Consider the following 13,363-nt stretch of genomic DNA (forward strand, 5'->3'; position numbering starts at 1 on the left):
TTTAAATATACCGCTCAAACTCAATATCTATACAATAGACTTTGATAGTGCGTTAATTGTTGTACTATTATGAGAGTGTAGATCATCAATCATAGATTGAAATGCACTATTTAGGTTATCGACTAAGTTTATCTGCGCATTATTAGGAAAAGTTTCTGAGGAAAATTTACTTAGCGGGGTTTGGTAGTCCCCTACACCTCTCCAATCAGCAATACTTGCGTTATTTTTGTATGATTTTTTCCAGGGCATGGGATTGTAAGCAGGGTCCAGAGTATTCACTTTCCTTTGCTCAAAATAGAGTCTTTCATGTAGGTCATACATTACGACCATTTCAATTTCGCCTTTTAGTGAAAGCTGCTCTTGAAGCCAACCATCTACTGCATTTATCCTGCTTTTTAAATCTGTAACAGCTTTTTGTTTATCCACTAAATGCTCAACAAGTAGCCCATTCATCTCAGAAACAATTTTCTCTGGTGCAACCTCAATTTCATTATGATAATATTTACCTGCATCATAGACGCGAAAATACATCCGCGTTGATATCCGCCCTCATCTTATTTCGCAAAGCTACTCTTGCCGCACGAACCTCCTCACTTATTTGCTCGGGTGCTTGATCATCCTGAGTATGGAGATTCGCAATTGCATCCACATCTTGTTCGAATGCACCATTCGCATCAAACAGAAGTAACTTGGACCCTTCTGATAGCACAGCAATCATAGCTGTAGGCGAACTTCGAGTTTGACCTAGAATCTCACCTTCTGTTGCTTCACGTACATTCCCATCACTGTCATAGCGAAATTTCGATGCTCCAAAAAGCCAAACATCCCCACCACTATCAGATAGGTTAGTTTCTTCACTTTTGGTCGCTTTCATACTATTCTGGGAGGCCATACTAATAACCCTTAGGCTCGCCCCAATTGATTCCGGTCATACTGTCTCCTTTGAGCCTACACCAGTTTTGTATACATCTTGTGCGAAATCTATATGTTATCGAGTGACCCAGTAAGAATTTTCGGCTTTGCTAAATGCCCCGGGGAAAATTCTTGTTTCAGTACAATATTTAGTAGCCATGTTACGTAGTATCAGAATTCACGCTTTAGATTTTCCTGTTTTTTTTTTTGATTTTAGACTTTTTTCCCTGTTTCGTGGCACAGTGCTTCATCTAGCTTAGCCCCCTCAATCACTCCACTAATATGTGTGTCTGACTTCGCGTATTAAGTGTCCTGCAAGGCTTAAAGTTTATTCTGCTTCACATCTATCGCTCTAAATTTGATTTAACTCATGCTGAAGTAGTACATTTTTTTGAAGCGAGACTTCCCAGTTTATTGTTCTTCGCTGGATATCTCTCAAAGTTATTTATGCTGACCTATTTAAGCCTCATTCAACTTAATCCTATTAAACCCTGTATCCATTTGATCTAGCGTTTGAAGTATCGTTTAATCTATCAGTTGATTGTTCTGTGCCCTTCCATTTCCGTTTTCAGCCCCGACTCAGTCATCGACCTCACAAACATCCACACCCTATCGGTGATCAACAATTGGGATCAGCTCTTTACGAGCTTCTGTCTGCTATACGGCCGATAGCTGAAAATTTTTATCACTCCTTGATTGCCCCGCCTCCCCGCCAAGTTATCAGTCTTGATGATGCGACTGATTTATACTCTACTTACTCAGCGTGACATCAATACTGTTCATGTGTTTCCATTTGGCAGGTTCTACAAAGATAATCTTAGCTTCCTTAATCTGCGGATTTCTTTATGATTTGTATTTAAAACTGTCACTCTCTATCATCAGTATCTCCATATGGATACCACATCAGCTGCCAGCTCTTTGGATTTGCATCACCTAAGGTGATTCTGGATACATCGGTATGGTAAAGCGGGAATATCTGAAAGAGACAATGGTGGGCTGGTACATAGCGTTTAGACCGAACAAGCTAAATCCCTTCCAGGTCAAATGTCACTTCGTAAAGTTGAAAAGAAAGAGATGCAGGTTAGGGTCACCCCTTCCGCTATATCAAGTGTCAGCTTGGCTACAATAATGCTCGATAACGCGGGTTGGTGAAAAATACTTGACACCTGTAATTACAGGTAGGCTTTACGATTTTATGGATAGGGAGAAAATATCTTGCTGCCTTGGGATATTGCGCCTGAAATCCGTACACAGAGGAATTCAGACAAAAACTTGGGAGATTTGTGCAAAAGTTAAAGCTATCTTCGTGAGAAGCCCAATTTTTATCCAGCCCAGGCTGGTCCGATAATAAGACCTCCTTAATCAGAAGTCTCTTCGAGAGTCTCTGAACAACTCCGCAATGTCTCTGCAGGCCTTGAATATTGCAGGGTTAAGCGTAGATCGCCGTGAATGGCTGTACAGCTGTGGCCTTTAAGACCTGCCCTTCGGGGCTTGCGTAGCGATTCACACTCCGCGCTGCGACTTATTGAAAGATCTAGCGATTCCTGCCAAGCCGCGCCTTGATTGTGAACCGCTCTGCATCCAGAGGTATCATGAAGTTGTTCAGAGGCACCTAATTCTTGATGGCGGAAGCCTCCCACGAAAGTTGCCGTAAAATATTTTGCGGAATATTGGTTAATCAACGCTAGAATATTTTTTATTTAATCGATATATTTTTTACAAACTTGAAATTGGCATCTACTGTAACCAGAGGTACTAAAAATGACCAGAACTAATAATTTCGTCGAAGAATTCTAAAGCAGGAAAATCTGCATTTAGTTACCATAACTCAAGTAAATGACTTATAGGATTTTCACTCTATGATAACTAGGTTCCACCTATATATACCTTTTGTATGGATATAGAGGGCCGTAAATTGTTTTTTAATTTGTAAAATACCCGAGATCTTCATAGGATTAGCTTAGCAGGTCTTATAGTTAAGGTTTGAAATTACTACTTTATGTCTAAAATAACTCATGTAAACCAGATAATTAGCACAGGTAAAATAGATTCTAAGTACTCAGCTGACATTGCTGTCGACCAGTATCAGGGGGAGTTCTGCCATGTGCGTAAAGATATGCAAAGATTGATAGATATAAACTTTAATCGCTTACCTCTTTCCTCCCCCAATTTTATTACTGGGGGCGACGCGCCTATTGATGCAAGTACTTCTAAACGAGCACTAATTCGTTTTTTACAACAACTAAGTACAATAACAGGAGCGGCCAGCACTTTAAATATTGCAGAAAAACTCACTGAAGTTGTAAAAATTGTAGAGAATGTTGAAAATGATATTTTGCATAGCAAATCATAAGGGTAATTAGCACAACGGTCAATTTATTCAACCGTATATAGATTTACTACTTTTGATTACCCAAAAATCGCTGAACTGATTAATTTTATACCACCCTTAAAGAATCTAATAATTATGAACAGGATAAATTATGCTGTCCTTTAACTTTAGTCCACCTAAGATTTTCCATACAAGTAAACCATCCAAGAAATCTCTACAGTGCACACTAGAACCTAACACTGCATCAAGCTTTGAGAGACTTCGTAGATATACTTTTAAATCGTATATTATAGTTTTTGCTGATACCAATGGAGTATATAGTGGTCAGCATATGGAAACCCCCTCAGAAATAACATCTTCTGCATCGATCGAAAAGCCACCCTCTCCGATACAAAAAAAATCAGCTTTACATAAGTGTGTAAATGATATTAAGAAGCGCGGAGCTTGGAACACCAAGCTTTTAGATATGCACCCATCTCTTTTGCCTCAATGTATAATAAGGCCTATCAATATAATTTCTCCTGGCTACAACCAGGTCTTGGCGATAGGTGAAGAGTTTTCTAGTTCGTCTGCAGTAAATTTATTCCTAGACAACAATCACTATCAACTAATTAACAATGTAGTCAAGAATCCATCAGATTTGATTGAGTTAGAAAAAGCAAAGCAGCTAGAATTAACTAATGCCCCAGAAGATGGAAATTGCTTATTTGCAGCAACAGCTAAATATTTAAATAACCTTCAGATTAATTATGCATCTCTTCGACAGAAACTTGGTGACTGGGTAGCAGATAATCCTAACCACTCATTAGCTCAAGGTTTTGTCATTAATGAAATTATTTAGTCTGCATTGCTGCGTTGTGTTTCCAATCTGTCCAGGAAGGCTTGCCTCCCTCTTTGATCCGTCAACCTTATACTCGAAAAGAAACTTTCTCATGCATTGAGATTTACAAATCTGCGCCTCCTTTGAGCTAAGTAGAGATGAATTCTTTCACTGCATTTACAAAAACCTTAGAAGCCGGTTCACGCCCAAGCAAAAGGTGGCCATCGCTATTCAAACCCACGAACTTGCAATTTGGGATGCTTGCTGCAATATCAATCCCTTGCTGTATTGGTATTCTTTGATCACCCAGCGAGTGGATAACCAGTGTCGGTACAGTAACCATTTTAAGTTTATCGCGAACATCTATACTACCAAAAACTGAAAGAAATCGGGCTGCATTATTCGCTGATGTTGTAAGTCGCTGAAACTCGTCGAACCAATCTAACTCATCAGCTTTCGCGCTAGGCATAAAGGTGGACGAAAAGATGTGCCTGTATGCAGGGTTGTCTTGCCCCCAACCTGACTCTGTAAGCGTTATTATAGCTTCACGCTCTTTAATGATCTTATCAGTTGCCCCAGTCCGCCAACCTGCTGCATACCCTCCAAAAAGAATCAGCTTATTAACGCGCTCCGGATAGCGTACTGCATATTCAATAGAAACAGCTGCCCCTTGAGAAATCCCGAGTAAGGCGAACTTATCAACACCACTTGCTTCCACAACCGTCTCTAAATCAGTTACAAATGATTCAAATGAAATGGTATCCACATTCCAATCGGATAGACCATTTCCACGCTCATCATAGCGTATAAACTGGTGTTCAGCGGATAAAGCTTGGAACAAAGGGCTCCAAATTGGGGATTCCCAATCATACTCTAAGTGGCTTAACCAGTTCGCAGCTTTTATGATTGGAGTTCCCCTACCGATAGATGCGTAGGCAATTCGAGCACCATCTGATGCTTTACAAAATTTAATTTTCTGGCTCTTAATTAATGTACGTTCTAATGACTGCTTCTTAAATCCTTTTTCATAAGTTATCGCAAAGTTATTCTTTGGTGTCCATGATATGCCAGCCCTTTTAAATCTTTCTAAAAGTTTTGGGCGAATACTATCAGCCTCCTCAATACGCCCTAACATTTCTAGCTTGTTTAGTAATTGAGTTGCTGCGTTAGGATTAAATGGCTCTAGCGTTTCCCAATCGCGCGCCCACTTTAATTGCTCTGGAGGCGGGCTGTTTTTATGGGATGACAAGCGCGATAAGGTTTGCCCTCGCAAGCGTCCCACCTCCTCCCTCTCTGCTACTAACCACTGCTGAAAAAGCTCCTGATCAGGCAAATCTATACCGTCTAGGAAAGTCTCCTTTAGCTCATCATGAATTGACAGAAGCTCACTGTAAGATAACTCAGGAGCTTTAAGCTTTGAAGCTAGCTCCCTCACATCAATATGAATATCTTCCGTATCCATGCGAACCCTTTCTCGATCTGCATTTAAGCGCGCATTGTGCTGGTCATTCACAATAGGCCTGATCTTACTAAGAGACCACCTTAGCGATGCCCTAGGATCATCTGGCAGATCCCAGAAGAGCTCACACAAACGATCACGACGGTGCGGCCTTGAAGCCAATAACAAGAACGCGAGGATTGCTCGGGTTTTTTTGGAGCGAGGTAAACTTATCGCTGAACCATCATGGTAGACAGCCAACTCGCCAAACATTTGAATTGATATATTCACAACAACCTATTTACCAATTCTTGTACAAAGTCCTAAGGAGTCCCAAATTACCCCAGATCATCTTTGGGCTGAAGTGTAAAGCGCAACTCGCCACATCTAGCCTTAGCCCTTAAGAAGCGTCTATACAATCGTAGCAGCCATCAAAAAGACATATTTAATCCAAAGTAATTTTTTGACCCATTGGTTCTACTCGAGTAGCTGACTACCCATAATACCTATGAAAATATCTAGTTAGTGGCTTTCCTATTAGCCTGATATAAATATTTTGTACCACGAACTTGAGGAGCTCGGATGCTCCTGCCTGACCAAGAGCAGTCATCGTATGCTACTAATAGGTGGTACTAAAGTCACGTTAAAAAGGAAGAAACTATACATTGTCTATTTTTCATGCATTATTAGGCTTAAAGTATTATAGAAAGTCGAATATCTTGATTTTTATCTCCCTCTTACTACTCCGCGTATCAGACATGATCGATGATGTCTCAAAGAAAAGTTCTCAGAGTATTACTTTTTTGGCATCACTTACTTGATTGTTGTTAGATACAAAGAAACATTAATCAGGGGGCTCTGGATACGCCTAGACTTCCCGTCGGACCTCAAAGAATACCGGTGATAGGCTAAGCTTTAAAGGAAATAGCTTTTTAGTCATTGCAAGTGTTATTACGCTGGCCCTACGGCATCCTATGATCAATTCATAATCCGCAACAAGGCCTCCAAAAAACCTAATATTTTTAGAAAGCTCTCCTCAGGCTGCACCCACTCTGAGAGGCACTTGCATCACCTGTCCCCTCCCAGAAAAGTGGCCCAAAGGCTAACCTAAAACTATCTATGCCCTACCAAGCCAACTCCAAATGTGACCAGTCGGTCAACAACCTCTCTATGTATCTTCAGCACCCAACATCTATATATGGCACTATCTACCTTGGCACTCGTGCCCAGGCCAATCATTGAAAAGAACCTATGGAGCTAGAGTACGACTGTAGCGACCAACTGTTTCCGGAAAATAAGTTAAGTTTTTCTTCCGCTTTTGCAGTCGTGCCCCCATCATTGCGTTGGTGGGGGCGCTCCCAGTTATAGTAAGTCATTAGATAATGACTGATATCTCGGCGCGGCGGACCTCCAGAATGACTTTATACTACCGTTTTATGCCATACATGATCTTCCAGTGCTGCGCATCCTAACTGATCGTGGTACCGAGTATTGTGGCAAATTGGAACAGCACGATTATCAGTTATATCTAAGGAGCCTCTGAATAACTCCGTAATGCCTCTGCGGGTTTTGAAAGCTGCAGATGTTAGGCGCAGCTCGCCGCGAATGGCCGTAGCCCTTTGCAAGAGCTGCAACGCAGCAGATGCGGCCTTCAAGGCCCGCCCTTCGGGGCTCGCAGAGCGATTCACACTCCGCGTTGCGACTTCTTGAAAGGTCTAGACATTCCTGCGAAGCCGCGCCTTGATTGTGAACCGCTCCGCATGCCAGGGGTATCACGGAGTTATTCAGAGGCTCTCTAAGTGTGAACGAAATAGAACACACTAAGACAAAAGCCAGGCATCCACAAATAAATGGGATCTGTGAACGCTTCCATAAAACCATTTTACAAGCGTTCTACCAACCTTCATACGCCGCAAGATCTATGGATCAATAGAAGAGTTACAAAAGGATCTGGACGAAGGCTCACATATTACAATAATTGGAGAACCCATCAGGGTAAATAGCACCTCCTGAAAAACCGGTAACTGTCAGATCAAACCTGAGCTACTATAGTTGAAGGGTAGGATCACTCGGACCCTTTTAGCTACCCGCAACTTTCTAATAGCGCTAGAAGATACCAGTCTCCCAAGCCACCAATAATAGTCCAATCTTGAGAACCTTAAACACCGACACATCAAGTTAATCGAGAATAGCCCTACATGCTCCTGTATCAGTGCGTACTTTACTCTTAGTGGTTCGCAAAGTACGCAGCTGCCTTTTTAGACACTCGCCCCCCTTACGCGCCTCCTGCAATTCCTTCGTGAGCCTGCGGACTACTGCACTTTCCTACTTGGAGTAGTCGATACCATTTAATCTATTGAGCTGCTTATCTGAGAGACGATTAAATTGACCGCGCCAGCTATAGATCTGCTGTGCACTGACACCCAGCTCGCGTGCCACAGAAGCCGTTGTCACTCCAGGCTTTTCCGCCCTTTTTACTGCCTCGATTCGGAATTCCTCTGTATACGCCTGAGTTCTTTTGTTTCCCATGATACGAGGCCGAAACCTAACTATACAGGGTGTCTACTTAACCTGGGTAAGTCTTATATCGAGCGCCGCTGAACTTGACCTACTAGCTATTAGTTAAAAAGTCCAATTGATTAAAAGCATTTAAAAAATATGGAAGCAACGAATAAAGTGTACCAATGGAAGGACTGTTTCTGAGCCTGGGATTTGAATGGATTCCTTCTCCAGGTTATACATTTATAAAATTAAAATCAGAACCTAATGGCTTACAGCAACTGTGAGCATTCCCACCGGCACAATGGGGATATCTCGCCTAGAGATGGAAAGTAAAATTAACATATTATCCGAAAATAGTTGCAATACACATCATTTAATCCTTAGATATTAATGATCCTTGATTTTAGATAATAAGTGTGGCTGGGAAAGTAGGGTTCAGTTGGTAGAGTCAGCACCTCTCCCGACTAGAAGATGGGCACTGATGGGAGTGTTTTGAAGAATAACTACAGGGGTCGAATATCCTCAAGTAATTTACATCTGTGGACGATCTATTGAGACCGAAGAACACACAACGCCTGGCTACTAGGAAAGACACAGTATAAACAGCCTGCACACTAGATAACAACTAAAATATTTTTCAGAAAAACTTGGAAGGAATTATTTTGGATTAAAGATGTGAGTTTTCGAACCAGAAAGCCCTTATTCATGCAGAGAAATAAATACCGATCTCTGTGATCCAAAAGTCAGAAATAGAGAGAAAGAATGGTAATTGGTACATGCATACCCCCAAAGGGAAGTGACCTAACCATTCATGAAAAATGCAGACATAAATGATAACCACAAAGAAAATTAAAAATAAAATTAAGACCCCTAGAAGCACTATATTCACAAAAAAGGTTAGGGGGGGGGGCAACATTTCATCCATCGTCCGAACTCACACAGACAAAGTTGATGAACTTATACTAATGATCTGATCATTATTATTCACCCCAACACTCTACCTATGCCTTTATTCTTTTTCTAAAGTAGAAAGCATATCCATATCTCTTTGGTAAATACGAAAGTATTACCAGTCACAGACCGAAGACAATACGACCCCATGAAACTTTGAATATTAAGCAAACACTACCGCCACACATAAAGCACCCAAAGAAATAACAACTTGCTTTATAAAAGACCACCTTCGCCCCCTCATTAAACAAATACAATCGATTACATCCCCAAAAAAAAGACCAATATTGATAGAACCAGAAACCCAAAAATATATAGTTAAAACACCAATAAGAAACAACACCTAAAATAAAACATAATTACAATAATTACTGATTTTCATCCCCCACACGGGGACTTTCAGAGCAAGGAAAGGAAGGGGGTGGACATGTTTAATATATTTAAATTAGTCAAGGAGGGACAACCATATGAGATAACACTGATACTGGCCAATAGATTCAAAATTCCTCTAAGCAACTGTATTAAAATTAATGATTATGTTACCAAAAGATTACTTAATTTTGAAAAAAATACCTCAATCGCTAGCTTATTTAAGCTGCATTATAATGACACTAAGCACTCAAAGTTTCGCGAAGGATTCCGATGGAGATGGGCTCGAAGATCATGTTGAACAACTAATAGGGTTAAATCCCAATAATTCCGATTCTGATCAAGATGGCATTCTTGATCCAGATGAATTTTATGAATTTAGAGATTTTATTGAGGCCGATACTGGTCGCACAATTAACCGGGATCATTTTCTAGTTAACCCATCTATCGATAGCGACGAAGACCAAATTACAGATTTCACTGAAGTCTACGGGTATTATAATGATGGAAACTTATTGAGAGGGGCACAAAGAGCTGTTCCCTCAGATATATGGCTAGATATGAGAGATAACTCCTCACATAATGTCATTTTAAACGGCATAACTATTCGAACTACAAGGTGGGCAATTAAAGCACTCGAAGCTGCTGGAAAGGTCACTACACAACAATTATCAAATCTCGATACAGGAGGCGAGCAAGACTTCAGAGTTCTCATCGTTGATGGGATGTACGATATTATCCGCTCCCATGTTATCAGTAAATTAGATGGACTTGGTGTTGCCAACCCGGAAACACATCAGGTAATTACCGGGTCTCCCCGCGAAGATGGAACCATCGCATCCGTAATGGCGGCGATCATGATCAATAGTGATTCTTTTGGCCCCGCTAGAGAAATCTTCTTTACAGACCCTTTTAGATACAGCACAGATTTTGACCCTTATAGTGACCGAGAAGAGGCAATTGGTATTTTTGGAGCCTCCCAACCGGTCCATGGAGCATCACACCCACTAATTGGAGCAATGCCACAACTTGTAACAACACTCGAGGGCATAACCCTTTATGATATGACTACAATTGGTGAATCTAACGGCACCGAAGTCGGCGAGGAAATCGGTGAGTATCAGACAAAGGAAAATAGTCAAACCAAAGAAAAACTATGGTTTGTTACATTAAACTTTGAAGGCAATGCTGGTACCGATGGCCTAAGCATCGGAGTAAATACCGGTGGGGGTTACGGTCAAAGCACCGGATGGTCCTCTAGTGAGGCAATAGAGACGGGCTCAAGCACATTTGAGTCTTTAAGCAGTGAAACTTCTACTGAAGTTTCAAATAGCTGCTTTTCCTCAATGGCACTGACTTTAAAGGTAACAAATACTGGGTCAGACGCGGCCTCTCAAATATTTCCATTCTGGGATATATATTTTGGCGATCAATTATGGGGAACCGTTGACTATGAAGGCAATGGGTTCTCACTAGCTGCTGGTCAGAGTGAGAGACTAGTTGTACTTGGAAGGAGTGAAGAAGGATCATGCTTAAGTGTGGAGGAAACAGATTACTTAGCGAATGGTGGTGCAGTTGGATTAGCCACAAATATTGCAAGTGCAAAAGTGACTCTCTTCAACAATGCTACAGGTCAACTCAATAACAATGCGGACTGGTCAGCCCTTATTAACTCATTCAATTCTGATCTCGCACGTATAAGTGTAAAAGGCGTGTCTGCGAACGGTAGTGACTTCAATCACAATATCTGGGTTCATGCCTATGATGAAGGTAGTTTATTACCAGACATGTCGGTAACCATTAAGGAAGCATTTGATATAGCCTATACCCAGCTAGACTGCAAGAACAGTGGCTATACAGATGCAGCCTTATGTTATCGTACTTCAGAAGGTGATTTTATTATTGGCGGCGACAATGATCGCGCATCCAGTTTTGAGTTCACATTTACAGATAGCAATTTTAACGTAATTAATGACCCAAATTTTGTAGAGCAACTAACCTCAAAAAATAACAGCTCTAATTTTTGGGATATACGATTGCCACCCAAAACAACTGTAACCATTACTCAACAAATCCCACTGTATCCAATAGTGAAAAACTATGATATTTTCCAGCTATATGGTGACAATGGAATTACTAATAATATAGAAGTGCACGCAGTCATTAATGATCATTTGGGAATAAAGAGTGTCGAGATATGCGATGGCAATCAATGTAACCCATTAAAACCCAAACTAGAATCCGGAGAACGAAGTAATAACTACTTCAAGTCTGTAAATAATATTTCCGATCTAGGTAACTTAACCCTGAAAGTAGAAAATACTTTAGGGAACATCTCAGAAACACCGGTTAGCCCCACGGCTGTAAAATATAGCAAAGAAACACAAAGAAGAATCACTTTTGCAGAAAACTATGCAATTAGCCTTAGTCAGCACCTTAAATACTATGAGGAAGAGATTAGCAGTACCGATAAAGATTACTATATAAGAATGGGATTAATATCAGATATTGACACCTTGCGAGAAAAAGTAGACGGCATCAATAATGATGCATTTTATCTTTCATCCGTATGTGATAATAACCTGAATACAATAACCCAGTGTTTCGACTCAATAGATAAATTCGATAAAACTTATCTGTCAGAAGAGCAAGTTCTTTTCAACTTGAACAAAATGCCAATTCGAAACCGATTACTAATGCCACGCGGCCAAACCCCTTCTTTTTCAGGTGATGTAGATTGTGCGATTCCCTCAAACTCCATCATTGTGGGAATGAAGGCCAAATCAGTAATTAGAGCTCCTGGTACGGATGCCAACCTCAAAATAGGTATATTTTCACGAGAAATCCTACCTACATATAAACCACAAGAGCCATTCTTTATTTTCAACTCAACTGTTGAATCATGTGATAAGTATAGCGGTAATGGCAATATGCATTTTTATGATTTTAATTTTGTAGATGGTGACAACACTAAAGCATATGCTTTCACCAATTTTGGCCTTGATGTTGATAATGGTCAAGTAAATAAACTTTGCGTGGGAAGGCACAAGGTAGACCTATCAAAAAAGGGACCTCTCACATCCACTGGAAGTCATTATAGTTCAATCTGTGGTAATAGTGATAGCTGGAGTGGCATCGAACGTAGAACGTCATCTACCCCAACAACTACGAGAGGACTGCCGTACCACTTAACTGCTGAAGCAGTACGTGCCACCGCAAAAAGTGCATCTTTTTATCGGGTTCAAATGTCTGAAATTGTTTTTGCCCAGCCCTACACTAGCGGGTTAACCAATGGTTACAGGTATCGAATTAAAAATGTTGAAACGGGAAATTATTTAGACAAGAGATCAGGAGACAATGATATTGTCGATATATCGCCGCGCAATGATGATGATCTTTCACAAATATGGATACTCGATGCCGTCAACCCACTCGAGTTTCGAATAATTTCTGCTAGCCAGAATACAATCCTTACTCAACCTAACTCATTAACGGAGAAATTTTTTACTAGGGCTATTCCCAACAATGACCAAGAGCTTGAATCAAATTATTCTCAACACTTTAGGCTCGAGTCACTTAGCGGGGGAGCAAATACTATTAAGTCTGTCTATATGAACAACAAATATATGTCAGCTGCTGGGAATCTATCAAATGCTTCAACAAGCACTAAATGGCTTTTTGAACGGGTAACTGATTAAATATTCTTATACCTCATTAAGCGCTTATGAGTTCGTTAACAAGAGGTTTCATAAGCGCATCTTAAAAAGGTGCTAGCAGCAAACTGATCTGACGAATTTGAATTCCCGATATAGTAACTAGCAACAGTTCTCTTGAGGCAGGGGCTAGTGATACAACCAGCCAGCACTATGGTGATACTATTGATTTATTTTTAACTGTGTAACTAATTGCTTTCCAACACTCAACACCTAAGTGTCTCATGAGTAAAATAATGACTGAAAACACCTTTAGTTGACTCACCCAGATGCCTATCAACATAATAGGCGGTTTTGGCTGAGCGCACCCCCCCCCCCTCTGTTCG

The 13,363-nt window shown here is 40.7% G+C and carries 7 protein-coding genes and 2 pseudogenes; 5 read left to right on the forward strand and 4 right to left on the reverse strand.

The window, feature by feature from the left end; translation table 11 throughout:
• Positions 1–27 precede the first annotated feature (27 nt).
• Both ACJJIT_RS10295 and ACJJIT_RS10300 read right to left on the reverse strand, forming a co-directional pair.
• Positions 28–531 (reverse strand): hypothetical protein, encoded by a 504-nt coding sequence (locus ACJJIT_RS10295; RefSeq protein ID WP_444898302.1) that lies wholly within the window; start codon positions 529–531, stop codon positions 28–30.
• A complete protein-coding gene (locus ACJJIT_RS10300; protein WP_444898303.1) occupies positions 512–874 on the reverse strand; it encodes a hypothetical protein in 363 nt (120 codons plus the stop codon). Before ACJJIT_RS10300 ends, ACJJIT_RS10295 begins: the two co-directional genes overlap by 20 nt.
• A gap of 2,142 nt (positions 875–3,016) precedes the next feature.
• Between ACJJIT_RS10300 and ACJJIT_RS10305 the strand changes: the two genes are divergently transcribed.
• The gene (locus ACJJIT_RS10305; RefSeq protein ID WP_444898304.1) at positions 3,017–3,265 is read left to right on the forward strand and encodes a hypothetical protein; all 249 of its coding nucleotides are present in this window, start codon (positions 3,017–3,019) and stop codon (positions 3,263–3,265) included.
• Between the two features lie 310 nt (positions 3,266–3,575).
• Complete coding sequence (locus ACJJIT_RS10310; protein ID WP_444898305.1) at positions 3,576–4,085, forward strand: OTU domain-containing protein; 510 nt, start codon at positions 3,576–3,578, stop codon at positions 4,083–4,085.
• A gap of 127 nt (positions 4,086–4,212) precedes the next feature.
• Here the strand turns inward: ACJJIT_RS10310 and ACJJIT_RS10315 are convergent, their stop codons facing one another.
• On the reverse strand, positions 4,213–5,526 hold the full coding sequence (locus tag ACJJIT_RS10315; protein ID WP_444897021.1) for an alpha/beta fold hydrolase: 1,314 nt from the start codon (positions 5,524–5,526) through the stop codon (positions 4,213–4,215).
• 1,375 nt (positions 5,527–6,901) lie between these two features.
• Here ACJJIT_RS10315 and ACJJIT_RS10320 point away from each other — a divergent pair.
• Both ACJJIT_RS10320 and ACJJIT_RS10325 read left to right on the forward strand, forming a co-directional pair.
• Positions 6,902–7,033 (forward strand): annotated as a pseudogene (locus ACJJIT_RS10320) (IS481 family transposase); the annotation flags it as partial.
• Between the two features lie 264 nt (positions 7,034–7,297).
• A pseudogene (locus tag ACJJIT_RS10325) lies at positions 7,298–7,502 on the forward strand (integrase core domain-containing protein); the annotation flags it as partial.
• Between the two features lie 325 nt (positions 7,503–7,827).
• Here the strand turns inward: ACJJIT_RS10325 and ACJJIT_RS10330 are convergent.
• Positions 7,828–8,031 carry a transposase gene (locus ACJJIT_RS10330; RefSeq protein WP_444897020.1) on the reverse strand — a complete coding sequence of 68 codons (204 nt, stop codon included), beginning with the start codon at positions 8,029–8,031 and terminating at the stop codon, positions 7,828–7,830.
• 1,529 nt (positions 8,032–9,560) lie between these two features.
• Here ACJJIT_RS10330 and ACJJIT_RS10335 point away from each other — a divergent pair.
• Positions 9,561–13,022 (forward strand): hypothetical protein, encoded by a 3,462-nt coding sequence (locus tag ACJJIT_RS10335; protein ID WP_444897019.1) that lies wholly within the window; start codon positions 9,561–9,563, stop codon positions 13,020–13,022.
• Positions 13,023–13,363: the final 341 nt, after the last annotated feature.

Source organism: Microbulbifer mixtoriginis (SeqCode), from assembly GCF_052467515.1.

Excerpts from the sequence above, each read along its gene's own strand:
- ACJJIT_RS10295 (WP_444898302.1), bottom strand. The coding sequence starts at position 531 with ATGTATTTTCGCGTCTATGATGCAGGTAAATATTATCATAATGAAATT.
- ACJJIT_RS10300 (WP_444898303.1), bottom strand. The coding sequence starts at position 874 with ATGAAAGCGACCAAAAGTGAAGAAACTAACCTATCTGATAGTGGTGGG.
- ACJJIT_RS10310 (WP_444898305.1), top strand. The coding sequence starts at position 3,576 with ATGGAAACCCCCTCAGAAATAACATCTTCTGCATCGATCGAAAAGCCA.
- ACJJIT_RS10315 (WP_444897021.1), bottom strand. The coding sequence starts at position 5,526 with ATGGATACGGAAGATATTCATATTGATGTGAGGGAGCTAGCTTCAAAG.
- ACJJIT_RS10330 (WP_444897020.1), bottom strand. The coding sequence starts at position 8,031 with ATGGGAAACAAAAGAACTCAGGCGTATACAGAGGAATTCCGAATCGAG.
- ACJJIT_RS10335 (WP_444897019.1), top strand. The coding sequence starts at position 9,561 with ATGACACTAAGCACTCAAAGTTTCGCGAAGGATTCCGATGGAGATGGG.